The following is a 24,593-nucleotide window of genomic DNA, read 5'->3' on the forward strand; positions in this document are numbered from 1 at the left end:
TATGATTGTTAAAGTTATCGTCACCGATATGGACGGAACTTTTCTCAATGACGCCAAGCAGTATGACCGCTCGCGTTTTCTCGCGCAGTTCGCGCAACTCCAACAGCAGGGTATCGAATTCGTTGTCGCCAGCGGCAACCAGTACTACCAGCTGATCTCATTTTTCCCGGAAATCCGCGAGCAGATCTCCTTTGTTGCCGAAAACGGCGCGCTGGTATATGAACACGGTCAACAGCTGTTTCACGGCGAGCTCACCCGCCACGAATCCCAGATAGTGATTGGTGAATTACTCAAAGACCCACAGCTCAACTTCGTCGCCTGCGGCCTTGAAAGCGCATACGTCAGCGATCGTGCGCCCGACGCCTTTGTCGCGCTGATGTCAAAGCACTATCATCGCCTGCAGCGCATCAGCAACTACCACGATATTGACGATAAGCTGTTTAAGTTTTCGCTTAACCTGCCGGATAGCGAAATCCCCCTGCTTATCGACAAACTGCACGTCTCGCTGGACGGCATCATGAAGCCGGTCACCAGCGGCTTTGGCTTCGTCGATTTGATTATCCCTGGCCTGCATAAAGCCAACGGTATCAGCCGCCTGCTTAAGCGCTGGAACATCTCGCCGCAGGCGTGTGTCGCCATCGGCGACAGCGCGAACGATACGGAGATGTTAAAGCTGGTGAAATACTCCTTCGCGATGGCCAACGCCGCCGAAAGCATCAAAGCAGTGTCCCGTTTTGCTACCGCTGACAACAACCATGACGGTGCGCTAAATGTTATTCAGGCCGTCCTCGACCACGCTACTCCTTTCAACGAATGATCTCTCACCGGAGCATTTCTGCTCCGGTTTTCCGTTTTGTGCACCTCCGCATAATTTTAAACTTGCATTAACTTAATTTTAACTTAAATTAACGTTTGTAAGATTAATTACTTTCGAATGAAAGATGAGAGGTCATCATGGCTGTTACCCATACCTGTGAAACACTACCCGCCGACCATAAAGCGGCAATCCGCCAGATTAAGCAGGACCTGCGCACGCAGATCGGTGACGTGCAGGCGGTGTTCGATCGGCTGACGGCGCGCATCACCACACGCCTGGAGGAAATTGATGCCCTTAAAACCAACGGCCAGGATGTCTGGCCGGTCATTCCGTTCAGCGATATTGCGCAGGGCCAGGTAACGGATGCCCAGCGCGAAGCCATCAAGCGTCGCGGCTGCGCGGTCATCAAAGGTCATTTCACCCGTGAACGGGCGCTGGCATGGGATAACTCAATGCTGGAGTATCTCGACCTCAACCATTTCGATGATGTCTATAAAGGCCCCGGAGATACCTTCTTCGGTTCACTGGATGCTTCGCGCCCGGAAATTTATCCGATTTACTGGTCACAGGCGCAAATGCAGGCTCGCCAGAGTGATGAAATGGCTGCCGTACAGTCATTCCTCAACCGCCTGTGGACTTTTAACCGCGACGGTAAGCAGTGGTTTGACCCGGATGTAAGCGTAATTTATCCAGATCGCATTCGCCGCCGCCCGCCGGGAACCACGTCAAAAGGTCTGGGTGCGCATACCGATTCCGGCGCGCTGGAGCGCTGGCTGCTGCCGGCCTATCAAAAAGTCTTTGCCGACGTTTTTAACGGCAATATCGATGCTTACGATCCGTGGGATGCGGCCCATCGTACCGAAGTGGAAGAGTATACCGTCGATAACACCACTAAATGCTCGGTATTCCGCACCTTCCAGGGCTGGACCGCACTCTCCGATATGATCCCCGATCAGGGCCTGCTGCACGTGGTGCCAATTCCTGAAGCGATGGCTTACGTGCTGCTGCGCCCTCTGCTCGACGATGTACCGGATGATGAACTGTGCGGCGTCGCGCCGGGTAAGGTGCTGCCGATTTCAGAAAAATGGCACCCGCTGTTGATCAAGGCCTTAAGCTCTATTCCGGCGCTGAATGCGGGCGATTCGGTGTGGTGGCACTGTGATGTGATTCACTCGGTCGCACCGGTAGAGAATCAGCAAGGTTGGGGCAACGTGATGTATATCCCCGCGGCGCCGATGTGCGAGAAAAACCTCGCCTATGCGCATAAGGTCAAAGTGGCGCTGGAGAAAGGCGCTTCGCCGGGTGATTTCCCGCGTGAAGATTATGAAGTCGACTGGAAAGACCGCTTTACCCTGGATGATTTAAATATCCACGGCAAGCGGGCTTTGGGAATGGCATAACGAGGTAGCATTTCAACCGAACTCTCCCCCCGGTGGCGCTGCGCTTACCGGGGCTACGGGTTCACCGCTGTGCGCGAGTCGGTAGCCCGGATCAGGCGCATTAGCGCCGCAATCCGGGAAAGACAACGGGAAAATTATTCGACGCCTTTGCTGCGCAGGTAATCTTCGTAGTTACCGGTGAAGTCCACCACGCGCTCAGGCGTAATCTCAATGACGCGGGTTGCCAGCGAACTGACGAATTCGCGGTCGTGGGAAACGAAGATCAGAGTGCCCTGATACATCTCCAGCGCCATGTTTAGCGATTCAATCGATTCCATATCCAGGTGGTTGGTCGGTTCGTCCATCACCAGGATGTTGGGTTTTTCCATCATCAGCTTGCCGAACAGCATGCGGCCTTTTTCACCACCAGAAAGGACTTTGGCGGGCTTCTTGATGTCGTCCTGGCTGAACAGCAGACGACCCAGAATGCTGCGCACCGCCTGCTCGTCGTCGCCCTCTTGCTTCCACTGGCTCATCCAGTCGAAGACGGTCAGGTCGTTTTCGAATTCGTATTCGTGATCCTGGGCGTAGTAGCCAATCTGCGCGTTTTCAGACCACTTCACGGTACCGTTATCCGGGGCCAGCTCACCCACCAGGGTTTTCAGCATCGTGGATTTACCCACGCCGTTGGCACCCAGAATGGCAATCTTCTCGCCCACTTCCAGCAGCAGGTTGAATTTTTTAAACAGCGGGCCGTTTTCAAAGCCTTTTTCCAGGGCTTCCACTTCCAGCGCGTTACGGAACAGTTTTTTGTCCTGCTCAAAGCGGATGAATGGGTTCTGACGGCTGGAGGCTTTCACTTCGTCGAGCTTGATTTTGTCAATCTGACGGGCGCGAGAAGTCGCCTGACGTGATTTAGAAGCGTTGGCGCTAAAGCGGCTGACGAAGGATTGCAGGTCAGCAATCTGGGCTTTCTTCTTGGCGTTGTCCGCCAGCAGACGTTCACGCGCCTGGGTCGCTGCGGTCATGTACTCGTCGTAGTTGCCCGGATAAACGCGCAGCTCGCCGTAGTCCAGATCCGCCATGTGAGTACAGACCATGTTCAGGAAGTGACGGTCGTGCGAGATGATAATCATGGTGCTGTCGCGTTCGTTAAGCGTCTGCTCCAGCCAGCGAATGGTATCGATGTCCAGGTTGTTCGTCGGTTCGTCGAGCAGCAGGATGTCCGGATTAGAGAACAGCGCCTGAGCCAGCAGCACACGCAGTTTCCAGCCGGGAGCCACTTCGCTCATCGGACCGTAATGCTGTTCCACCGGAATGCCGACGCCCAGCAGCAGCTCACCGGCGCGCGCTTCGGCAGAATAGCCGTCCATCTCGCCATACAGCACTTCGAGGTCAGCCACTTTGTAGCCGTCCTCTTCGCTCATCTCCGCCAGAGCGTAGATACGATCGCGCTCCTGCTTCACTTCCCACAGCTCACCGTGGCCCATGATAACCGTATCCAGCACGCTAAACTCTTCAAACGCGAACTGATCCTGACGCAGTTTACCGATACGTTCGTTTGGATCGATGGAGACGTTGCCAAGCGTCGGTTCCAGATCGCCGCCGAGGATCTTCATAAAGGTCGATTTACCGCTACCGTTGGCGCCAATCAGGCCGTAACGGTTGCCGCCGCCAAATTTGACGGAAATGTTTTCGAACAGCGGCTTACTGCCGAACTGCATGGTGACGTTGCTGGATACTAGCACGGGGTTATCCTGAAAATAGAGAATGAGAAGTGTGATGAACCAGACATTATGCCAGCAAATGCTTCACTTTTCACGGGTCGTAATAAAATCGTAGCGGGCGCTTGTGTTAGGGTCATTGTCATATTGCGCGGTTACACTGCTTGATGCGTAATTTTTCTCCATAAATTCGGAAGGAACCTATGACCACTCTCTCCCGCCATCCAGCTTTCTTATCGCTACAGGGCGGCATCAACTTTCGTGACCTGGGCGGTCAGCGCACCGCCGACGGTCGCCATGTGCGTTCAGGTAAACTGCTGCGCTCCGGTTCGCTGCATATGATGACCCACGATGACTTAAGTCAGCTGGATACTATTCCTCTTAGGCGGGTAATTGACTATCGCGACCCGGCTGAAGTGAATCGCAGCCCCGATAAGCTGAACGAACTGGCGCACTATCTCAACGCTCCCGCCAACCCGCACGTTCGCGACGTCAATGCGAAAGTGACAGAGCTGAATGCCTCGACGCTGAATGCCCTGAACGGCGAGCAGTTTATGATCGAACTTTATCGCCAGCTGCCGTTTAATAACGCCGCCTATCGCCAGCTCACCGGATGGCTGATGGAGCCTTTCGATGGCGCGCTGTTGCAGCACTGCGCGGTGGGTAAAGACCGTACCGGCGTCGGCTGCGCCCTGACGCTGCTGGCCCTCGGCTGTGATACCCATACGGTGATGGAAGAGTACCTGCTCACCCACGGCATGCTGACTCAGGTTGAAAATTTTATGCTCAACTCGCTCGGCGATGAACTGACCGCTCGCGGGCGGCAAAATCTGGCCGAAATGATGACGGTGCAGGAGTCATATCTCGCCGCCGCGCTCGGCGCAATTAATGAGCGATATGCCAGCGTTGATAGTTGGCTGGAAAAGGAGTATCAGCTCACGCCGCAGGCGCGAGAAGCGCTTCAATCAAGACTTCTGGAGGGGTAGTCCCCTCCGGCCTGGATGCCACAAATTGCGACAACAGCCAACGCCCGCAGGCTACACTCAAAACAGCACGGGGAAAAAAATGTGATTTCGTACACATCTCATTTACCTGTTTGCCGGAATGCACATATAATGCGCTCCCATCGACTCCCTGTTTAATCTGACAAAGGCCTGTGTGGCATTGTTTTCGCCAACGACATAAAGAATATGAAATTATCGACTCTCTTCGCGGCAGCCTTCGCCATCGTGGGCTTTTGCAACACAGCTTCTGCTGTAACCTATCCACTGCCTACCGATGGCAGCCGTCTGATTGGCCAAAACCAGGTCATCACCATCCCGGAAGGCAACAAGCAGCCGCTGGAATACTTTGCCGCCGAATATCAGATGGGCTTATCCAACATGTTGGAAGCCAACCCTGGCGTGGACACTTTCCTGCCAAAGGGCGGTACCGTACTGAATATCCCGCAGCAGCTGATTCTGCCGGACACCGTGCATGAAGGTATCGTTATCAACAGCGCGGAAATGCGCCTGTACTACTATCCGAAAGGCACCAACACGGTGATCGTGCTGCCTATCGGTATCGGTCAGTTGGGTAAAGATACGCCGATCAACTGGGTGACTAAAGTTGAGCGTAAAAAAGCCGGCCCGACCTGGACCCCAACCGCCAAAATGCACGCTGAATATATTGCCGCAGGTGAACCTCTGCCAGCCGTTGTCCCGGCAGGTCCGGATAACCCGATGGGCCTGTACGCATTGTATATCGGCCGTCTGTACGCTATCCACGGTACTAACGCCAACTTCGGTATCGGTCTGCGCGTGAGCCACGGCTGCGTGCGTCTGCGTAACGAAGATATCAAATTCCTGTTTGACAACGTGCCGGTCGGCACCCGCGTTGAGTTTATCGATGAGCCGGTAAAAGCCACTACCGAGCCTGACGGCAGCCGCTTCATTGAAGTACACAACCCGCTGTCCACCACAGAAGCGCAGTTCCAGGACGGTGAAATCGTGCCGATTAACCTGACCAAGTCAGTGCAGGCTATCACTGGCCAGACGGATGTTGATCAGAGCGTGGTTGATCAGGCCATTCAGAACCGTTCCGGTATGCCGGTGCGTCTGAACTAAGCTGGTAAGAAAAAACAGAACGGCGGGCCTGGTGCCCGCCATTTTTTTATCCGTTATTCACCAGGATGATCCCGCCATGATCGTAGCGGTAGTGGCAATGGGCATACTCCAGCGGCGTCCCGTCCTCCAGATAGATAACCTGCTCAACCTCCAAGACCGGATCGCTCACCTCGCAGTTGAGATGCTCCTTATCCAGGTCTTGCGGTTTTATCGCCCGCACTACGCGATACGACCCCATCATTTTTAGCCCCAACGTCTCCTGCACGTAGCGGAACACCGAGCTTTCCAGATGACTTTTATTCAGGCCGGGCACCAGCGCAACGGGCATCACGGTCAAATCCAGCGATACAGGTTCGTCGTTGAGCAGGCGCAGACGAACGAAATCATAGACCGGGGCGTCGGCGTCGATCAGCAGCGACGTTTGCTCTTTCTCGCTGGGAAAACGCAGCTCAAAGCGAATCACCCGGCTGGTCACTTCTCCTAAATGTTCCCAGGTTTTCGTCGCACCAAAATAGTCGCTGCCGGGTAGCTCCCACTGCGAAAGCTGGAGAAAATTCTTGCGCACAAAGGTGCCCTGCCCCTTACGGGTGTAGATAAGTCCTTCGACGATAAGCTGGCGCATCGCCTGCTGGATGGTCATCCTGCTGGTGCTAAATTCCGCCGCTAACGCGAACTGGTCGGGTAATGGCGCGCTGGCCGGATACTGCTGGCTGATGATGCGCTTTTTAATTTCCCGCGCGATATTCAGATATTTGGCCGTCATTGCCCGATCCTTTTGCTTTGCTGATGGTGGCTGGCGGGCAGAATACACTATCTGCCCGCCTGACGCGCCGTCACATCTCTTCGCCGTTGCTGTGAATAGCCTGCTTCAGCCAGGCATAGCTTTTCTTCGGCACGCGTTTGAGGTCTTTCAGATCGTGATTCTCGCGGTTAACGTAGACCACGCCGTAGCGTTTGCGCATATCGCCCTGCGAGCTGAGAATGTCGATCAATCCCCAGCCCAGGTAGCCAATCACCTGCGCGCCATCCTCAAACATTGCTTCTTTCATGGCGTTGATATGATCGCGATGATAGGCAATACGATAATCGTCAGCCACTTCGTTTTCGCCATCCCAGGATTCAATCACCCCTATACCATTTTCAATCGGGAACACCGGCAGCCGCCAGTCGTTGTAGTAGCGGGTGATGATCATGCGAAAGCCCACAGGGTCAATCTGCCAGTTCCACTCGGTGGCCTGCAGATATTCATTCTTTTTATCACCAAACTGCATGTAATTGTTCACCGGCGTGCCTGGCGGGATCGGGTCGCTATCAAGAGCCTTGCTGGCGTAGTAGCTAAAGGCCAGATAATCGATTTTTACCCTCGCCATCAGCGCCAGATCGTCCGGCAGATAAATATCGTCGAAGCCTTCGCGGGCCACTACATGCATCACTTCCGGGCTGTAGCCCTCCCCGGCGTATGCGCGCAGCAGGTTCTGGTTTAAGAACTCATCAAGCTGCTGGGCACAGAGCATATCGCGCGGTTTGCAGGTTGCCGGATAAACCAGCGCATGGGCCAGCATACCGCCCATCAGGCACTGCGGTTTGCTCTGGTGCAGATACTGCGTCAGATGGACGTGGGCCATCATCACATGGTGCTGAATCTGATAGAGCTCGCGCAGAGTTTTCTCGCCGCGCATATAGCCTGAAATAAGAAACGCGTCCGGCATATGGTAGAGATTCTGTTCATTAAAGGTCAGCCACCACTTCACCTTATCGCCAAAGCAGTCGATCATCTTCTGCCCGTAGCGGATAAAGGCCTCCATTACGCGGCGGTCAGTGAAACCATTGTAGCGCTCCGCCAGCGACAGCGGCATATCGAAGTGATAGAGACAGATCATCGGCTCGATGCCGCGGGCGATCAGCTCATCAATAAACTGGTGATAGAAGTTGATCCCCTCTTCGTTGAATTCGCCATCGCCTTGCGGGCATACGCGGCTCCAGGCAATCTGAAAGCGGTAGCAGTTCATCCCCAAATCTTTCATGAGATCAAAATCTTCCCGGTAGCGGTGGTAAGAGTCGGTGGCGACCTTCCAGTCAGAAGCAAATTCCGCAGGCTGGCGGATATCGTAGACCGACATCCCCTTGCCGCCTTCATTCCACGCCCCTTCGGTTTGCATACTGGAGACCGAGTTACCCCATAGAAAATCTGCCGGTAGTGTTTTATTCATGATCCGCACCTTATGACTAGTCATTTAAATTTCATGACTAGTCATATAGGTGAAATTGTATCAACAAGCAAAGACCAGGATCGTTTTTTGTGAGCACCGCGCATAAAAAAGCCGGATCGCAGTATTCACGATCCGGCTTGCAGAGAGAAAAGGAGAGCGAATTACCTGAATACAGTTATCAGCCCGTAGCCCACCAGCGCCGCCCACAGCAGCATGGGGATAGAGTAGAGGTGAAAACGCCACCAGATACGGCGATCGCCCGCCATACGCAGCGCAATCAGGTTCGCCAGAGAGCCCGGCAACAGGCCAAAACCGCCCACGTTGACCGCCCAGGCCAGCAGCACCGAAGGCGGAACGTAGTTAAGCAGCAAGATAGTCGCCGGAACGTTACTGATAAACTGCGACAGGCCAATCGTCGTCAGCCACAAACCTCCCGGAGAGAGCTGTCCGACGCCGTTGAGCGCATGCTGTAGAACCGGTAGCTGGGTCAGCAGGTGAACGTCAATGAACATCGCCATAAAGACCAGCAGCAGCGACCAGTCGACGTTAATAATCACCGCCCGCGCCAGCAGCAGAAAACCCAGCGCAATCAGCACCAACCCCCACAGCTCTTGCTTGAGTTCTAACGCGGTCAAAAAGACCAGATAGAACGCCAGGCAGCTCCAGACCAGATTCGGCCGCCATGAAGGCGATCTGTCGCTACTCTGATAGTTAAGGGGCTTCGCAGGAAAACAGAACCAGCACAGCGCCAGCAGAGTGATCATCATCGCCGCCGCCAGGGGCAGCATCTGACCGATGAAAGCCGGGAAAGAGAGGCCGGAACGCCCCCACAGCAGGATGTTTTGCGGGTTGCCGATAGGTGTCAATAAAGACCCAGCGTTGACCGCCAGCGCTTCAAAAATAATTAATCGGCTGGTTGGAATAGCGCACCATTTTTTTAGCGTCAGCGTAAGCGGCACGACGATAAACAGCGCGACATCATTGGTTAAGAAAGTGGAAAGCAGCGCGGCGGCCAGCACCATAAAAATGGCTAACTGACGCTCGGTCACAAAACGGCGCGCCATTTTGCGGCCGAGCACATCAAAGTAGCCGCTAAGTTCGATGCCTTTGGTCAGTAGCATCAGCCCGCTAAGAGTAATAATCGTGTGCCAGTCAATGGCGTGAAGCCAGCTTCCGGGGGCAAACGGGACAAAAAAGCTTAAAACAACGCCAACAATCAGCAGCAGATGTAAAAAGCGGTCGCGGGCCAGCGACTGAACAAAGACGAGATTCATTCCCCCTGCGACCCCTGCTTAAGGGTAAATTGTTTAAACATCGCCAGCGTCTCTTCGCTGACATGGTGCTCCATCCCTTCGGCATCGCGACGGGCTATCTCTGGGCTGACCCCAATCACCAGTAAAAAGTTTTCGACGATTTGGTGACGTTCACGGCTCTCGTGCGCCAACTTCTCGCCTTCAGGAGTTAAAAAGATCCCTCGCCACGGGATCTGCTCGATCAGCCCAACGCTGGCCAGTCGTTTTAACATTTTCGCAACCGTAGGCTGCGATACGCCGAGACGTGCGGCCATATCTACCTGACGAGCCTCACCCACTTCGAGGATCAGATCGGAGATAAGCTCGACGTAGTCATCAATTAACTCCCGACGATGCGCCTCGCGCACCTGACGAAACCCTTCAACGTGTTCTTCGACATTCACTAGCTGCGTCACTTTTTTAGTTATTGGCTTACCTGCGCGACGGTTCATTGTGCTTCCTCATTCCTGTGACGCATCAAGCATCATCTAAAAGGACCTCCATTGTAATGGATCGTGCACAGAGAACAAAAATTTAACGTTTTAGCCATAGCTATACAATATAGCCTGTGCTATATCTGTATGTAATACACACATCCTTCAAGGAGCGAAGGACGAAATTACAGGAGGTCACCATGAACGAATTCAAGAGGTGCTTAAACGTGTTTACTCATTCCCCTTTTAAAGTTCGGTTAATGCTTGTCGGTATGCTGTGCGATCTGATCAACGGCAAACCTCAGCAGGATAAACCGAAAAACTAATGCGGCGTCGCGGTACGCCGCTTCATTTTTCTGCCACAATTCCCCGCCACACTGTCCGGTTACTCCGTATTTCTGCGACTTTTTTCAAGTTTTGTAAGCATCCTCCCAAAACAATCTGTTATGGATAGTTGACCTTAACATTTGCAAGCCCTATCTTTTGTCAGCCCTGCCACTACTGCGGCTCGCAGAGACCCTCTTCAGGCACTGTCCAGCAGGTTTTACCCCTTGATGCCAGGGGACGCACATGGCTCTTTTTTGATTGTTTATTATGAATGTCACGCTGAAAGAAACGCTGGTCGCCCGCGGAGTGGTACTGAACCCATGGACAGGATTCTACTTTTTACAATCGCTGTTTATTAACCTGGCGCTGGGCTACGATTTTAGCCTGCTCTATACCGTTGCTTTTACTTGCGTACTGCATCTGCTATGGCGGAGCTTTCCGCGTGCGCAAAAAGTGGTGATTGGCGCTTATTCGCTGTTAGCAGCGATGTACTACCCTTTTGGCCAGGCCTATGGCGCGCCAAATTTCAATACGCTGCTGGCGCTGCATGCCACCAATATAGAAGAGTCCACCGAGATCCTGACGATCTTCCCGTGGTACAACTATCTGCTGGCGGTGTTTATCTTTGTACTCGGGGTAATTGCCGTACGCCGTAAACCGGAAGCGTCAGCGAGCTGGGGGAAAATCGACACCCTCGGCCTGCTGTTCTGCATCGGCATTTTCTTTCTGCAGCCGGTGCAAAACCTCGCCTGGGGCGGCGTCTTTAAGGTTATCGACACCGGCTACCCGGCCGTGCGCTTCGTGAAAGATGTGGTGGTCAATAATAATGAAGTGCTGGATGAGCAGGCACGAATGGCTCAGTTAGCGAACATGAAAGATAGCTGGCACGTGCTGGCGGTGAAGCCAAAATATCATCTGTACGTCGTGGTTATCGGGGAGAGCGCGCGTCGCGATGCGCTCGGTGCTTTCGGCGGCCACTGGGATAACACGCCATTCGCCAGTTCGGTAAAAGGCTATCTGTTCAATGACTACATCGCTGCCAGCGGCTCTACGCAGAAGTCACTGGGCCTGACTCTCAATCGCGTCGTCGATAATAAGCCGCAGTTTCAGGATAACTTCGTCACCCTCGCCAACCGTGCCGGTTTTCAGACATGGTGGTTTTCGAATCAGGGGCAAATTGGCGAATACGATACGGCGATTGCCAGTATCGCCAAACGCGCAGATGAAGTGCAGTTCCTCAAGAACGGCGATTTCGAAGCCAATAAAAACACCCAGGATGAGCAGTTATTAAAGCTGACCGCGCAGGTGCTCGCCACCCGCCGTTCCCAGCCGCAGCTGATTGTCCTGCATCTGATGGGCTCGCACCCGCAGGCCTGCGATCGCACCAAGGGAAAATACACCGTTTTCGTTCAGTCGAAAGAGACCTCCTGCTATCTCTACACCATGACGCAAACCGATACGCTGCTGAGCAATCTTTATAGCCAGCTACAAAACTCCGGCGACACTTTCTCGATGACCTATTTTTCCGATCATGGTCTGGCGTTCAAGGAGCGTGGGAAAGAGGTGCAGTACCTGGCGCACGATGATAAGTATCAGCAGAACTTCCAGGTGCCGTTTATGGTGCTGTCCAGCGACGATAAAGCGCATAAGGTCATTAAAGCGCGGCGCTCGGCCAATGATTTCCTCAGCTTCTTCTCGCAGTGGACCGGGATCAGCGCTCAGGAGATTACCCCGCGCTATCGTTTTATCTCCGAGCAGAAAGCCGGGGCGACGTACATCACCAACTTCCAGTTGAAGAAAGTGGACTACACACATTTGGGCACCGACGCTTTCACCGTCAATTAAGTCTGACGACCTGAAATCACAGGCAAAAAAAATCCGCCCCTCGAGGCGGATTTTTTACATCACCGAAGTGATTAGAAGCGGTAACCTACACCAGCAATCCAGGTGCCAACGTCAACGTTACGAATACGAGACTGCTCGTAGGAGAAGTCCAGAGCAACGTTTTCGATCGGATTGAACTGCAGGCCAGCACCGTAAGAGAAACCGTAGTCGCTCATATCAGATTTGTTCGGGTAGCTGTTGTCCTGGAATTTACCGTAACCAACACCCACTACACCGTAGATGCTTGCCCAGTCATTCAGACGGTAAGCCGGACCAGCGGTGATACCGTAGTACTGGCCTTTCTTGTAAACGCCATCTTCGGTACGATCTTTAGCGGTATAGGTGAAAGAACCGATAACGCCCAGCGGGTTATTGTCTTGCTCGTAGCGGTACTTCAGGTTGAAACCACCTGCTTTGTTCGCTTCGCCCTGCATGTCGCTCTGAGCGTAACCACCGGTAACGGTAGACGTTGCAGCGAAAGCAGTGGTACCTACGGATGCAGCCAGAACAACGGCCAGTGCTGAAAAACGTGCAATTTTATTCATAACCACCTCAAATGTGTTCTAATAAGTCCTAAGCCTTAAATATATCAAAAACTTTTGGGAAACTCTTTTCACTTTACAGTGTCTAACGAACTTTTTCATGTAACTAAAGGTTTCTACGTTTCTATAACAAACTGGAAAACAAACCCTTTTTACAAATATAGTCCTATTAAGGCTCATAAAGCGCCAGACATGCATCCAGATAATTCCTAATCATCCGGTGAATTTATCTTCGCACCTCATCTCATTGTACTGCTCCCTGGGCGGATTATTTCAACATTAGCTAAACCGCCGCCGGGTAATTCCTTTACACTGGAACCTTTACCGCGTTTGACAAAATTTGACAGGAGAAAGGATGCCCGGCTCGTCCCGCAAAGTACCGGCATGGTTGCCGATACTGGTTATTATCATCGCCATGATTTCCATCCAGAGCGGCGCATCGCTCGCGAAATCGTTGTTCCCATTAGTGGGTGCACCTGGCGTCACCGCCCTACGTCTGGCCCTGGGAACCTTAATCCTGGTGGTGGTCTTCAAGCCTTGGCGCCTGCGTTTCGCCCCGGAGCAGCGTTTACCGCTGCTGTTATACGGTCTGTCGCTTGGCGCGATGAACTACCTGTTTTATTTATCAATTCAACATATCCCGCTGGGGGTTGCGGTCGCGCTGGAGTTTACCGGGCCGCTGGCCGTGGCATTGTTTGGCTCTCGCCGCCCGCTGGACTTTGTGTGGGTGGCTCTGGCGGTGCTCGGACTGTGGTTCCTGCTGCCGCTGGGACAAGACGTTTCGCAGATAGATCCGATGGGCGCGCTGCTCGCACTTGGGGCCGGAGCCTGCTGGGCAGTCTACATTCTCACCGGCCAGCGTGCCGGGGAAGAGCACGGCCCGGCAACGGTGGCGATGGGTTCGCTTATCGCCGCAGTGGTTTTCGTGCCGATAGGGATGATTCAGGCCAGCGATACGTTATTTCAGTGGGCGCTACTGTTGCCAGGGCTCGGGATCGCTATTTTGTCGACCGCTCTGCCCTACTCGCTGGAGATGATCGCCCTTACCCGCATGCCCAGCAAAACATTTGGCACGCTGATGAGCATGGAACCGGCCCTTGCCGCGCTTTCCGGGATGGTATTTCTTGGCGAGATGCTAACCCTCGTGCAAACGCTGGCGCTGGGGGCAATTATTCTCGCCTCGATGGGCTCCACTTTGACGATGCGTCGGGAAAGTAAAATAAAAGAAGTCGACATTAACTAATCGCAGGCTCTACGCGATAAAAACCTATCACGTAGAGCCTTAGTTAATTGATTTATAAGATATAAAAACCGTCCAACAGACCTGTGCTATCAGACCGATAGAGACTACCGCCACTGCAAACCTCATATCCGTTGCTATACTTAATCCCGCAAGTTATTGGGACGAGACGCTCCGCATAATTCAAATTTGAAGTATGACGAGTACAAATATCAAGAGGATATGAAACTATGAGTACCGCAAAACTGGTTAAAACTAAAGCAACGAATCTGCTCTATACCCGTAACGACGTCGCAGATAGCGCGAAGAAGGCGACCGTTGAGCTGCTGAATCGCCAGGTGATCCAGTTCATTGACCTGTCGCTGATTACCAAGCAGGCTCACTGGAATATGCGCGGTGCAAACTTCATTGCCGTTCATGAAATGCTGGACGGCTTTCGCACCGCGCTAGTCGACCATCTTGATACCATGGCTGAACGTGCCGTGCAGCTTGGCGGCGTGGCGCTGGGGACTACTCAGGTTATCAATAGCAAAAGCCCACTGAAAAGCTACCCGCTAGATATCCATAGCGTGCAGGACCATCTGAAAGAGCTGGCCGATCGCTACGCCATCGTCGCTAACGACGTGCGTAAAGCCATCGAAGAAGCAAAAGATGAAGATACTGCCGATATATTTACCGCTGCTTCCCGTGACCTAGATAAATTCCTGTGGTTCATCGAAGCCAATATCGAGTAATGCCAACTGCCGTCAGCCCCGCTGGCGGCTTTTTTTTGTTCCACTACGCCAATCGCCTTAATGCACTACATTAGTGCAAAAAAGTGTTCAAAATACGCACCAAAGTAAATCAATTGTAATAATCACCTCACACAATCGTTACGGCGAGATTGTTTTCCCCTCTGGTTTTGCGTTAAAAATGCTCTTGTTATGCTAAGTGCTTATGGTGCACCAAAACAACACCCCACAATGGTGCAATTAACGTTATCCGTTATCAAAACCGTGCAATGAGATTCATCCTGGTTGTTGTAAAACAACGAGTTGTAAAACTGGCACGATTTTTTCATAAGACTATTCGTTCTCGCAGGGGATCATCCCGTGGATAAAAAAGGAAATGCTATGAAGTCTGTATTTAAAGTTTCACTGGCTGCACTGACCCTGGCTTTTGCGGTTTCTTCTCACGCCGCTGATAAACTGATTGTCGCGACAGATACGGCATTTGTTCCGTTCGAATTCAAGCAGGGCGATAAGTACGTTGGTTTCGACGTCGACTTGTGGGCTGCCGTCGCCAAAGAGCTGAAGCTGGACTATACCCTGAAGCCAATGGACTTCAGCGGCATTATTCCGGCGCTGCAAACCAAAAATATCGACCTCGCGCTGGCGGGAATTACCATCACTGAAGAACGTAAAAAAGCAATCGACTTCTCTGATGGCTATTACAAAAGCGGTCTGCTGGTGATGGTCAACGCTAATAATAATGACATCAAAGATGTTAAAGATTTGAACGGAAAAGTGGTGGCAGTGAAAGGCGGTACTGGCTCCGTTGACTACGCGAAAGCCAATATCAAAACCAAAGATCTGCGTCAGTTCCCGAACATCGACAATGCCTATATGGAACTGGGCACCGGTCGCGCTGATGCGGTACTGCACGATACGCCGAACATTCTTTACTTCATCAAAACTGCGGGTAATGGCAAGTTCAAAGCGGTCGGTGATTCACTGGAAGCGCAAGACTACGGTATCGCCTTCCCGAAAGGCAGCGACGAACTGCGTGAAAAAGTGAACGGCGCGCTGAAAACGCTGCGTGAAAACGGCACTTACAACGAAATTTATAAAAAATGGTTCGGTACTGAACCAAAATAATAATGAGCGTTTTCTCTTCCAGGCCTGCTGATAAGCAGGCCTGAATGATTTTCTCAGAGGGTCTCCTCTGTTTTCGACACGGTAACAGGAACACATTTATGCAGTTTGACTGGAGTGCCATCTGGCCCGCCATTCCAATTTTGCTGGAAGGCGCCAAAATGACGCTGTGGATTTCCGTCCTCGGCCTGATCGGCGGTTTGATAATCGGCCTGGTGGCTGGTTTCGCCCGCTGTTTCGGCGGCTGGATCGCCAACCACATCGCGCTGGTGTTTATCGAAATCATTCGCGGCACCCCGATTGTGGTGCAGGTGATGTTCATTTATTTTGCCCTGCCAATGGCGTTTAGCGATTTACGCATCGACCCGTTCTCCGCGGCGGTGGTCACCATTATGATCAACTCCGGTGCCTATATTGCGGAAATCACCCGCGGCGCGGTGTTGTCTATCCATAAAGGCTTTCGCGAAGCGGGCCTTGCACTGGGCCTTTCACGTCGTGAAACCATCCGCCACGTGATCCTGCCGCTGGCGCTGCGCCGTATGCTGCCGCCGCTGGGTAACCAGTGGATTATCAGCATCAAGGATACCTCACTGTTTATCGTCATCGGCGTTGCTGAACTGACCCGCCAGGGCCAGGAAATCATTGCCGGTAACTTCCGCGCGCTGGAAATCTGGAGCGCCGTTGCCGTCATTTATCTGATCATCACCCTGGTGCTGAGCTTTGTTCTGCGTCGTCTCGAAAGAAGGATGAAAATCCTGTGATTGAATTTAAAAACGTTTCCAAGCATTTTGGCCCAACTAAAGTGCTGCATGATATCGATCTGAAGATCAACCAGGGCGAAGTGGTGGTCATTATCGGGCCGTCCGGGTCCGGTAAATCAACCCTGCTGCGCTGTATCAACAAACTTGAAGAGATTACCAGCGGCGAGCTGATCGTCGATGGCCTGAAGGTCAACGATCCTAAAGTCGACGAACGACTGATTCGTCAGGAAGCAGGTATGGTGTTCCAGCAGTTTTATCTGTTCCCGCATTTGACGGCGCTGGAAAACGTCATGTTTGGCCCGCTGCGCGTTCGCGGTGCCAGTAAAGCGGCGGCGGAAAAGCTGGCGAAAGAGCTGCTGGAAAAAGTGGGGCTGGCGGAGCGTGCACACCACTATCCTTCTGAGCTTTCCGGCGGTCAGCAGCAGCGCGTGGCGATTGCTCGCGCGCTGGCCGTGAAGCCGAAAATGATGCTGTTTGATGAGCCGACATCTGCGCTGGACCCAGAACTGCGCCACGAAGTGCTGAAAGTGATGCAGGATCTGGCCGAAGAGGGCATGACCATGGTCATCGTCACCCACGAAATTGGCTTTGCCGAAAAAGTGGCTTCACGCCTGATCTTTATCGATAAAGGACGTATCGCAGAAGATGGCGATCCGCAGGTACTGGTTAAGAACCCGCCAAGCCCGCGCCTGCGCGAGTTTTTGCAGCACGTAGCCTGATGCCCAATGGCTCTCCCCATTCGTGGGAGAGCCGCTTTCCAGAATCATCCAACCTCACCCTCCAGATCTCGTCTTCTATACTTATCGGTTTGAGATGCAATGGAGGTGCCTGTGCTGCGGATTCTGTTACTGCTCGCCATGTTGTTTACCACCCCGCTATTCGCCGCAACGCTGCCCGGCGTGCCGGCTGCCACTACTGACCAGCCCAGCAGCAGCGAACCCGATCTTGAGCAGAAGAAAGCCGCCTACGGCGCGCTGGCCGACGTGCTCGAAAACAACGATGCTCGTCAGGAGCTTATCGACCAGTTGCGTAAAGCCGCCGCCACGCCTCCGCCCGCCAGCACGCCAAAGCTGACGCCACCCGAAGTCGAAGATGAGACCACGGTGCTGGAAAACGTTACACAAATCAGCCGCGAATATGGCGAGCAGCTCTCGTCACGTTTCTCTCAGCTCTGGCGTAACATCACCGGTTCTCCGCATAAACCCTTCAACTCAGAAACGTTCAGTAACGCCGCCTGGCACTTTTTACTACTGGCAGGGCTGGTTTTTGCCTTCTGGTGGCTAGTGCGCCTGGCGGCCTTACCTCTGTATCGTAAAATGGGCCACTGGGGACGGCATAAAAACCGCGATCGCAGCAACTGGCTGCAGCTACCTTCGACTATCGCCGGTGCGTTTATTTTTGACCTGCTTTTGCTGGCCCTTACGCTGTTCGTCGGCCAGCTGCTAAGCGATCGCCTGAACGGTAATAATCCCACCATCGCCTTTCAGCAAAGCCTGTTCCTTAACGCCTTCGCGCTGATTGAGTTTTTCAAAGCCCTTCTGCGGGTTATTTTCTGTCCACGGATCCCTGAACTGCGGCCATTCAATCTCAGCGATGAGGCAGCGAAATACTGGAATTTGCGCCTGAGCGCCCTGAGTAGCCTGATTGGCTACGGCCTGATCGTCGCGGTGCCGATTATTTCCAACCAGGTCAACGTCCAGGTCGGCGCGCTGGCCAACGTCATGATTATGCTGTGTATTACACTGTGGGCGCTGTACCTAATTTTTCACAATAAAGCATTGATTACTCAGGGGCTTATTCAGCTTGCCGATCGTTCATTGGCCTTCTTCAGTTTGTTTATCCGCGCCTTTGCCCTGATCTGGCACTGGCTGGCCTGCGCCTATTTTATCGTGCTGTTTTTCTTCTCGCTGTTCGACCCCGGCAATAGCCTGAAATTTATGATGGGCGCGACGTTACGCAGTCTGGCGATTATCGGCGCTGCTGCTCTGGTTTCTGGCATCTTGTCGCGCTGGATTGCCAAAACCATCACGTTGTCGCCAGAAACCCAACGCAATTACCCCGAGCTGCAAAAGCGGCTTAACAGCTGGATATCCGCTTCGCTAAAAGTCGCGCGGATATTAACGGTCTGCGTGGCAATTATGCTGCTGCTCAGCGCCTGGGGGCTGTTCGATTTTTGGAGCTGGATCCATAACGGTAGCGGGCAAAAAGCGGTAGATGTTCTGATTCGCATCGCGCTGATCCTGTTCTTCTCGGCGATTGGCTGGACGCTGCTCGCCAGCCTGATAGAGAACCGTCTGGCGTCGGATATTCATGGTCGCCCGCTGCCCAGCGCCCGCGCCCGGACGTTGCTGACGCTGTTTCGCAATGCGCTGGCGGTGGTAATCAGCACCATTACGGTGATGATCCTGCTTTCGGAAGTGGGGGTGAACATCGCTCCGCTGCTGGCCGGTGCCGGGGCGTTGGGCCTCGCGATTTCGTTCGGTGCGCAAACTCTGGTCAAAGATATTATTACCGGGATTTTTATCCAGTTTGAAAACGGCATGAATACCGGCGATTTGGTCACTATTGGGCCGTTAACCGGCACGGTGGAACGGATGTCGATTCGCTCGGTCGGCGTGCGCCAGGATACCGGTGCCTATCATATTATTCCGTGGTCTTCGATAACCACCTTCGCCAACTTCGTGCGCGGCATCGGTTCAGTGGTCGCCAACTATGATGTTGACCGACAGGAGAGTCTGGATAAAGCCAATCAGGCATTGAAAGAGGCGGTAGCGGAAGTGATGGCACAGGAAGAGATTCGCGGGCTGATCATTGGCGAACCGTCTTTCGCCGGACTGGTGGGCTTGAGTAATACCGCCTTTACCCTGCGGGTCACCTTCACCACCCTGCCGCTGAAGCAGTGGACGGTTCGTTTTGCCCTCGATACCCAGGTGAAAAGACATTTCGACCTCGCTGGCGTTCGCGCACCGGTGCAGACTTATCAGGTGCTACCAACACCGGTACCTGCCGGGCCGCCGGCTCCTGCGGAGCCGACGTTATAGCAGATTAAAACGGACGGCGGCGTTTGGCTTCATCCATAAAGGTCCAGGCGATAAAGCGGCTTTGCTTGTTGCCCTGAGCCATCTCTTTTTTCACCACTTTTACCGCGCCGACGTCGGTCAGCGCGCGATAAAGCAGCGACAAATTGTCACCGCGGGAAACCAGTGAGGTAAACCACTTCACCTGACGGCCAAACTGCTGGCTCTCCTGAATCATCTGGGTGATAAAGGCTACCTCACCTCCTTCGCACCACAGCTCTTGCTGCTGGCCGCCAAAGTTGGTGACGCTATCTTCGCCCAGACCCAGATTGCGACGTTTGCGCTCGCCGCCCTCCCGCGCGCTGGCGGCGGAATCATGGAACGGCGGGTTGCACAGGGTCGCGTCGTAAGTTTCGTTTTTATGAATAATGCCGGTCAAAATCGCTTTGGTATCTTTTTGGCGACGCAGGCGAATCTGGCGAGTCAATCCAGGATTACCGTTGACGATAGCCTGCGCGCTGGCGAAAGCCTCAGCGTGTGTTTCACTGCCGGTAAAACGCCAACCGTATTCGTGTACGCCAATTAGTGGATAGATGCAATTTGCGCCAACGCCAATATCAAGAATGCTGGCCTGCGAGGGAATAGCCCCTGTGTCCAGTGCCAGCAAATCGGCGAGGTGATGAATGTAATCAGCTCTTCCCGGCACCGGCGGGCAGAGAAAGCCCTCAGGGATATCCCAGTGTTTCACCGCGTAAAAGTGCGCCAGCAGCGCTTTATTCAGCGCCTTCACCGCCAACGGGTTGGCAAAGTCGATGGTCTGCTCACCCACCGGATTGAGGGTGATAAAGGCCTGAAGCTCAGGGTGGGCCTGGCACAATGCGGGCAAATCGTAGCGTTGGTGGTGGCGGTTACGCGGGTGTAACCCCGGTTTCTGGGCTTTCATGGCAATCTCCTTTGAACAGCCGCGTAAGATACCCGTTGACGGCGGCGCGGTAAATAAGTGAGTCTGGATATCTACTCTTTCGTCATGGGTGTCGTATGTACTTCTATCAACCTTCGCACGGACACGGTCTGCCGCACGACCCGCTTAATGCCATTATCGGGCCTCGGCCCATCGGCTGGATCGCCTCGCTGGATAGCAGCGGGCAGCGCAATCTCGCACCCTACAGTTTTTTTAACTGCTTTAACTATCGGCCACCGATTATCGGTTTTGCCAGCAGCGGCTGGAAAGATAGCGTGCAGAATATCGTCGAGACTAAAGAGTTCGTCTGGAATCTGGCCACTCGCCCTCTGGCGGTAGCGATGAACGAAACGTCCGCCAGTATACCGCGTAATGAGGATGAATTTTCACGCGCCGGGCTCACGCCCACTGCCAGCCGTATTGTCAGCGTCCCACGGGTTGCCGAAAGCCCGGTGAACTTCGAATGTCGTCTCTCGCAGTGCATCCAGTTGACCACCGCCGACGGCATGGCGGTTGAAAGCTGGCTGGTGCTGGGCGAAGTAGTGGCGGTGCATATCGACGAGTCGCTGCTGGAGGAAGGGATTTACCAGACCGCTAAAGCTCAGCCGATTTTGCGCGCCGGAGGCCCCAGCGCCTACTACGGCATCGATGAGAGCCTGCGCTTTGATCTTGTTCGTCCGGACGCACGCTAACCCCTTCATTCTGAACTACGCGATCTGCAATATAGGGCCCACATCCAGGTTGGGCCCGTTCTGCTTTTATCCTCGCCCATAGCCTCCCCTCTTTATGTAGAAAAAATGCAGTCAATGTAAATAAATGTATTTATTTTTTTATAAATGAGTGATAAAAATTCGGCCGTTGTTTGATAATGATTATCACAATCATTATCAAAAGCATTGCTTTTGTTAAAAATCACCTGCAGTGGTCGGGGCGAAGCATCGCTTCGTCTGCGGTCGTTATGGCCTAATTAAAACTATAAGTCACTTATTGATATGGAAAAAAATAATAATCTGCCGTTCAGCAATTTCAACTCACTGACAATCTTCACCGGTTTATGCCTGAGTCTCTCTCCGACCGGTCAAGTGCTTGCAGCGGACAGCACTGAAAAGAATGCTGGCGAAACGCTGGTGGTCGAAGCGCAAACTCCATCGCTGTATGCGCCGACCCACTCCGCCGATCCTAAGTTTTCTCGTCCGATCGCCGATACCACGCGAACGGTCACCGTTGTCTCTGAGCAGGTGATGAAGGATCAGGGCGTCACCAACCTCACCGATGCGCTGAAGAACGTTCCCGGCGTGGGGGCGTTCTTTGCTGGTGAAAATGGCAACTCCACTACCGGCGACGCCATCTACATGCGCGGCGCAGATACCTCCAACAGTATTTACGTCGACGGTATTCGCGATATCGGCAGCGTCAGCCGCGATACCTTCAACACTGAGCAGGTTGAGGTCATCAAGGGGCCGTCTGGTTCCGACTACGGTCGCAGCGCGCCGACCGGTTCAATCAATATGATCAGCAAACAGCCACGCCTGGACTCCGGCATCGATGCTTCCGCAAGCGTAGGTAGCGCCTGGTTCCGTCGCGGCACGCTGGATATTAACGAGACCATTGGCGAAACCAGCGCGGTGCGCCTGAATCTGATGGGTGAAAAAACCCACGATGCAGGCCGCGACAAGGTGAAAAACGAGCGTTACGGCGTGGCGCCATCGGCGGCGTTCGGTCTTGGCACTGAGACCCGCTTGTACCTGAACTATCTGCACGTGACCCAGCACAATACACCAGATGGCGGCATTCCGACTATCGGTCTGCCAGGGTATTCCGCCCCCAACGCCAGCACCTCGGCGCTGAATCACTCCGGTAAAGTCGCCACCAGCAACTTCTACGGCACCAATTCCGACTACGATGATTCCACCACCGATACCGTGACGATGCGCTTCGAACACGATCTGAGCGACACCACGACCATTCGGAACACGACCCGCTGGTCTCGCGTGAAGCAGGATTATCTGATGACCGCAGTGATGGGTGGGGCGACGAACATCACCCAGCCTAACCCCAGCGATGTTGGCACCTGGACCTGGTCACGTCTGGCAAACACCAAAGACACCAGCAACAAGATCCTCACTAACCAGACTAACCTGACCTCGAAGTTCTACACCGGCTCCATCGGCCATGACGTCAGCACCGGTGTGGAATTCACCCGCGAAACGCAGACCAACTACGGGGTTTATCCGCTAACGCCGCCGGCGGTGAACATTTATCACCCGAACAGCGATATCTCCATCGGCGGCCTGGACCGCAGCGGCGCCAACGCCAACGGGCAAACGGATACCTTCGGCGTTTATGCCTTCGACACCCTGCAAATTACTCAGGACTTCGAACTTAACGGCGGGATCCGTTTGGACAATTATCAGACTAAATACGATAGCGCGAGCCTGTGCGGCGGTACCGGACGCGGTGCTATCGCCTGCCCGACGGGCGTAGAGAAAAATACGCCGGTCACCACCGTCGATACCTCCACCAGCGGTAACCTGGTGAACTGGAAAGCCGGTGCGCTGTATCATCTGACCGATAACGGCAATATCTACGTCAACTACGCCGTTTCTCAGCAGCCGCCGGGAGGCAGCAACTTCACCCTCGCGCAAAGTGGTACCGGCAACAGCGCCAATCGTACCGACTTTAAACCGCAGAAAGCAAAAACCAGCGAAGTCGGAACCAAGTGGGAGCTCATGGACAAGCGCCTGCTGCTGACCGCCGCCCTCTTCCGTACTGATATTGAAAACGAAGTTGAACAGAACGACGACGGCACTTATTCACAGTACGGTAAAAAACGCGTGGAAGGTTATGAGATCTCTCTGGCCGGTAATATTACTCCTGACTGGCAGGTTATCGGCGGTTATACCCAACAGCGCGCCAGCATTAGCGAAGGCGCGAATACCGCCCAGGATGGCACCAGCGCGCTACCGTATACGCCAGAGCACGCATTTACCGTCTGGAGCCAATATCAGGCCACTGAGGCTATCTCCGTCGGCGCTGGCGCACGCTACGTCGGCAGTATGCATCGCGGTAGCGACGGCGCGGTCGGTACGCCGTCCTATACCGAAGGCTACTGGGTAGCGGATGCCAAGGTGGGTTATCGTATCAACCGTAATCTCGACCTGCAGCTGAATGTCTATAACCTGTTTGATACCGACTATGTTGCCTCTATTAATAAGAGCGGCTACCGCTATCACCCGGGGGAACCACGGACCTTCTTGTTAACCGCCAATATGCATTTCTGATCCACGATGGGGCGGCAACGCCCCGTTTCTTCAGGAGACAAAATCATGATGTACCATATCCCCGCCGTCCTTAGCCCACAGGAAGTGGACTATTTCACCGCCCAGCTCCAACAAGCCGATTGGGTTGACGGCCGCGTAACTACTGGCGATCAGGGCGCTCAGGTCAAAAATAACCAGCAGGTAGACACCTGCAGCAGCTTGTATGGCGAACTTCAGGCAACGGTCGTCGCAGCGCTGAATCGCAATTCGCTGTTTTTTGCCGCCGCGCTACCGAAAACCCTTTCCAGCCCGCTGTTTAACCGCTATCAGCAGAGTGAAACTTATGGATTTCACGTTGATGGTGCGGTGCGCAGTCAGGCCCAGGGCGGCTGGATGCGTACCGATCTCTCCGCCACCCTCTTTTTATCCGCCCCGGAAAGCTACGAGGGCGGCGAGCTGGTGGTTAACGACACCTACGGCCAGCACTCGGTTAAGCTCCCGGCTGGCGACCTGGTACTCTATCCTTCAAGTAGCCTGCACTGCGTCACTCCCGTTACAGTGGGTACCCGCGTGGCCTCGTTCTTATGGGTTCAATCCATGATCCGCGACGATAAGCACCGCACCATGCTGTTTGAGCTGGATGGTAATATTCAGAAGTTAAAAAGCCGCCACGGTGAAAGCGACGAAGTGCTGTCTCTGCTAAATCTGTACCATAACCTGCTGCGCGAATGGTCAGAGATCTGAACCTTGTCTGGTCATTTTTTATCCCCATATTCTCTATACTGAC

General features: G+C 53.6%; 22 protein-coding genes. 15 read left to right on the forward strand and 7 right to left on the reverse strand.

What is annotated here, in order from left to right; translation table 11 throughout:
• Position 1 precedes the first annotated feature (1 nt).
• Together QVF11_RS06370 and QVF11_RS06375 are read left to right on the forward strand one after the other, a co-directional pair.
• Positions 2-817 carry a Cof-type HAD-IIB family hydrolase gene (locus QVF11_RS06370; RefSeq protein ID WP_287855753.1) on the forward strand — a complete coding sequence of 272 codons (816 nt, stop codon included), beginning with the start codon at positions 2-4 and terminating at the stop codon, positions 815-817.
• 137 nt (positions 818-954) lie between these two features.
• Positions 955-2,217 (forward strand): DUF1479 domain-containing protein, encoded by a 1,263-nt coding sequence (locus QVF11_RS06375; protein ID WP_142513195.1) that lies wholly within the window; start codon positions 955-957, stop codon positions 2,215-2,217.
• 134 nt (positions 2,218-2,351) lie between these two features.
• Here the strand turns inward: QVF11_RS06375 and QVF11_RS06380 are convergent, their stop codons facing one another.
• On the reverse strand, positions 2,352-3,944 hold the full coding sequence (locus QVF11_RS06380) for an ABC-F family ATPase (RefSeq protein WP_287855755.1): 1,593 nt from the start codon (positions 3,942-3,944) through the stop codon (positions 2,352-2,354).
• Positions 3,945-4,123: 179 nt separating this feature from the next.
• Here QVF11_RS06380 and QVF11_RS06385 point away from each other — a divergent pair, with 179 nt between their 5' ends.
• Complete coding sequence (locus QVF11_RS06385; protein ID WP_287855757.1) at positions 4,124-4,906, forward strand: tyrosine-protein phosphatase; 783 nt, start codon at positions 4,124-4,126, stop codon at positions 4,904-4,906.
• 204 nt (positions 4,907-5,110) lie between these two features.
• Positions 5,111-6,025, forward strand: a complete 915-nt coding sequence (ldtB, locus tag QVF11_RS06390; RefSeq protein ID WP_110275345.1) for a L,D-transpeptidase — start codon at positions 5,111-5,113, stop codon at positions 6,023-6,025.
• 46 nt (positions 6,026-6,071) lie between these two features.
• Here the strand turns inward: ldtB and QVF11_RS06395 are convergent, their stop codons facing one another.
• The 4 genes from QVF11_RS06395 to mntR all read right to left on the reverse strand — a co-directional run bounded on the left by QVF11_RS06395 (position 6,072) and on the right by mntR (position 9,979).
• Positions 6,072-6,788, reverse strand: coding sequence for a GntR family transcriptional regulator (locus QVF11_RS06395; RefSeq protein WP_112214709.1), 717 nt, complete (start codon positions 6,786-6,788; stop codon positions 6,072-6,074).
• A 70-nt stretch (positions 6,789-6,858) separates the two neighbouring features.
• Complete coding sequence (locus QVF11_RS06400) at positions 6,859-8,235, reverse strand: glycoside hydrolase family 1 protein (RefSeq protein ID WP_112214710.1); 1,377 nt, start codon at positions 8,233-8,235, stop codon at positions 6,859-6,861.
• A 161-nt stretch (positions 8,236-8,396) separates the two neighbouring features.
• Positions 8,397-9,509 (reverse strand): anion transporter, encoded by a 1,113-nt coding sequence (locus QVF11_RS06405; protein WP_112214711.1) that lies wholly within the window; start codon positions 9,507-9,509, stop codon positions 8,397-8,399.
• The gene (gene mntR / locus QVF11_RS06410) at positions 9,506-9,979 is read right to left on the reverse strand and encodes a manganese-binding transcriptional regulator MntR (RefSeq protein WP_110275353.1); all 474 of its coding nucleotides are present in this window, start codon (positions 9,977-9,979) and stop codon (positions 9,506-9,508) included. The genes QVF11_RS06405 and mntR overlap by 4 nt, the downstream gene beginning before the upstream one ends.
• A gap of 182 nt (positions 9,980-10,161) precedes the next feature.
• Here mntR and mntS point away from each other — a divergent pair, with 182 nt between their 5' ends.
• Both mntS and QVF11_RS06420 read left to right on the forward strand, forming a co-directional pair.
• A complete protein-coding gene (gene mntS, locus QVF11_RS06415; RefSeq protein WP_110275355.1) occupies positions 10,162-10,287 on the forward strand; it encodes a manganase accumulation protein MntS in 126 nt (41 codons plus the stop codon).
• 268 nt (positions 10,288-10,555) lie between these two features.
• Positions 10,556-12,133 carry a phosphoethanolamine transferase gene (locus QVF11_RS06420; protein ID WP_112214712.1) on the forward strand — a complete coding sequence of 526 codons (1,578 nt, stop codon included), beginning with the start codon at positions 10,556-10,558 and terminating at the stop codon, positions 12,131-12,133.
• Positions 12,134-12,204: 71 nt separating this feature from the next.
• Here QVF11_RS06420 and ompX read toward each other — a convergent pair whose 3' ends face one another.
• Positions 12,205-12,717 carry an outer membrane protein OmpX gene (gene ompX, locus QVF11_RS06425; protein WP_110275359.1) on the reverse strand — a complete coding sequence of 171 codons (513 nt, stop codon included), beginning with the start codon at positions 12,715-12,717 and terminating at the stop codon, positions 12,205-12,207.
• A 352-nt stretch (positions 12,718-13,069) separates the two neighbouring features.
• Between ompX and rhtA the strand changes: the two genes are divergently transcribed.
• From rhtA to ybiO, 6 genes are all read left to right on the forward strand, one after another.
• A complete protein-coding gene (gene rhtA, locus QVF11_RS06430; protein WP_142513193.1) occupies positions 13,070-13,957 on the forward strand; it encodes a threonine/homoserine exporter RhtA in 888 nt (295 codons plus the stop codon).
• A gap of 227 nt (positions 13,958-14,184) precedes the next feature.
• Entirely contained in the window at positions 14,185-14,688 is a 504-nt protein-coding gene (gene dps / locus QVF11_RS06435) for a DNA starvation/stationary phase protection protein Dps (protein ID WP_110275363.1), read from the forward strand.
• 378 nt (positions 14,689-15,066) lie between these two features.
• Positions 15,067-15,810, forward strand: a complete 744-nt coding sequence (gene glnH, locus QVF11_RS06440; protein WP_110275365.1) for a glutamine ABC transporter substrate-binding protein GlnH — start codon at positions 15,067-15,069, stop codon at positions 15,808-15,810.
• A gap of 98 nt (positions 15,811-15,908) precedes the next feature.
• The gene (gene glnP / locus QVF11_RS06445) at positions 15,909-16,568 is read left to right on the forward strand and encodes a glutamine ABC transporter permease GlnP (protein ID WP_112214714.1); all 660 of its coding nucleotides are present in this window, start codon (positions 15,909-15,911) and stop codon (positions 16,566-16,568) included.
• Positions 16,565-17,287 (forward strand): glutamine ABC transporter ATP-binding protein GlnQ, encoded by a 723-nt coding sequence (glnQ, locus tag QVF11_RS06450; protein WP_112214715.1) that lies wholly within the window; start codon positions 16,565-16,567, stop codon positions 17,285-17,287. Before glnP ends, glnQ begins: the two co-directional genes overlap by 4 nt.
• A 99-nt stretch (positions 17,288-17,386) precedes the next feature.
• Positions 17,387-19,609: a mechanosensitive channel protein gene (gene ybiO / locus QVF11_RS06455; RefSeq protein WP_462660284.1), complete on the forward strand. Its 2,223-nt coding sequence runs from the start codon at positions 17,387-17,389 to the stop codon at positions 19,607-19,609.
• 4 nt (positions 19,610-19,613) lie between these two features.
• On the opposite strand, the gene rlmF is transcribed toward ybiO, so the two are convergent.
• Positions 19,614-20,528 (reverse strand): 23S rRNA (adenine(1618)-N(6))-methyltransferase RlmF, encoded by a 915-nt coding sequence (gene rlmF, locus QVF11_RS06460; RefSeq protein WP_287855768.1) that lies wholly within the window; start codon positions 20,526-20,528, stop codon positions 19,614-19,616.
• 95 nt (positions 20,529-20,623) lie between these two features.
• Here rlmF and QVF11_RS06465 point away from each other — a divergent pair, with 95 nt between their 5' ends.
• From QVF11_RS06465 to ybiX, 3 genes are all read left to right on the forward strand, one after another.
• Complete coding sequence (locus tag QVF11_RS06465) at positions 20,624-21,238, forward strand: flavin reductase family protein (protein ID WP_287855770.1); 615 nt, start codon at positions 20,624-20,626, stop codon at positions 21,236-21,238.
• Between the two features lie 300 nt (positions 21,239-21,538).
• A complete protein-coding gene (locus tag QVF11_RS06470; RefSeq protein ID WP_287855772.1) occupies positions 21,539-23,827 on the forward strand; it encodes a catecholate siderophore receptor Fiu in 2,289 nt (762 codons plus the stop codon).
• A 45-nt stretch (positions 23,828-23,872) separates the two neighbouring features.
• Entirely contained in the window at positions 23,873-24,550 is a 678-nt protein-coding gene (gene ybiX / locus QVF11_RS06475; RefSeq protein ID WP_287855774.1) for a PKHD-type hydroxylase YbiX, read from the forward strand.
• The last annotated feature ends 43 nt before the right edge of the window (positions 24,551-24,593 follow it).

It is taken from the genome of Klebsiella sp., from assembly GCF_027492335.1.
GTDB classification, from domain to species: domain Bacteria; phylum Pseudomonadota; class Gammaproteobacteria; order Enterobacterales; family Enterobacteriaceae; genus Klebsiella; species Klebsiella huaxiensis.

Coding starts and splice junctions, on each gene's coding strand:
- QVF11_RS06420 (WP_112214712.1), top strand. CDS start 10,556: ATGAATGTCACGCTGAAAGAAACGCTGGTCGCCCGCGGAGTGGTACTG.
- dps (WP_110275363.1), top strand. CDS start 14,185: ATGAGTACCGCAAAACTGGTTAAAACTAAAGCAACGAATCTGCTCTAT.
- mntS (WP_110275355.1), top strand. CDS start 10,162: ATGAACGAATTCAAGAGGTGCTTAAACGTGTTTACTCATTCCCCTTTT.
- QVF11_RS06405 (WP_112214711.1), bottom strand. CDS start 9,509: ATGAATCTCGTCTTTGTTCAGTCGCTGGCCCGCGACCGCTTTTTACAT.
- ompX (WP_110275359.1), bottom strand. CDS start 12,717: ATGAATAAAATTGCACGTTTTTCAGCACTGGCCGTTGTTCTGGCTGCA.
- rlmF (WP_287855768.1), bottom strand. CDS start 20,528: ATGAAAGCCCAGAAACCGGGGTTACACCCGCGTAACCGCCACCACCAA.
- QVF11_RS06465 (WP_287855770.1), top strand. CDS start 20,624: ATGTACTTCTATCAACCTTCGCACGGACACGGTCTGCCGCACGACCCG.
- mntR (WP_110275353.1), bottom strand. CDS start 9,979: ATGAACCGTCGCGCAGGTAAGCCAATAACTAAAAAAGTGACGCAGCTA.
- rhtA (WP_142513193.1), top strand. CDS start 13,070: ATGCCCGGCTCGTCCCGCAAAGTACCGGCATGGTTGCCGATACTGGTT.
- ldtB (WP_110275345.1), top strand. CDS start 5,111: ATGAAATTATCGACTCTCTTCGCGGCAGCCTTCGCCATCGTGGGCTTT.
- QVF11_RS06470 (WP_287855772.1), top strand. CDS start 21,539: ATGGAAAAAAATAATAATCTGCCGTTCAGCAATTTCAACTCACTGACA.
- glnP (WP_112214714.1), top strand. CDS start 15,909: ATGCAGTTTGACTGGAGTGCCATCTGGCCCGCCATTCCAATTTTGCTG.
- ybiX (WP_287855774.1), top strand. CDS start 23,873: ATGATGTACCATATCCCCGCCGTCCTTAGCCCACAGGAAGTGGACTAT.
- QVF11_RS06385 (WP_287855757.1), top strand. CDS start 4,124: ATGACCACTCTCTCCCGCCATCCAGCTTTCTTATCGCTACAGGGCGGC.
- glnH (WP_110275365.1), top strand. CDS start 15,067: ATGAAGTCTGTATTTAAAGTTTCACTGGCTGCACTGACCCTGGCTTTT.
- ybiO (WP_462660284.1), top strand. CDS start 17,387: ATGGAGGTGCCTGTGCTGCGGATTCTGTTACTGCTCGCCATGTTGTTT.
- QVF11_RS06370 (WP_287855753.1), top strand. CDS start 2: ATGATTGTTAAAGTTATCGTCACCGATATGGACGGAACTTTTCTCAAT.
- QVF11_RS06375 (WP_142513195.1), top strand. CDS start 955: ATGGCTGTTACCCATACCTGTGAAACACTACCCGCCGACCATAAAGCG.
- QVF11_RS06395 (WP_112214709.1), bottom strand. CDS start 6,788: ATGACGGCCAAATATCTGAATATCGCGCGGGAAATTAAAAAGCGCATC.
- QVF11_RS06400 (WP_112214710.1), bottom strand. CDS start 8,235: ATGAATAAAACACTACCGGCAGATTTTCTATGGGGTAACTCGGTCTCC.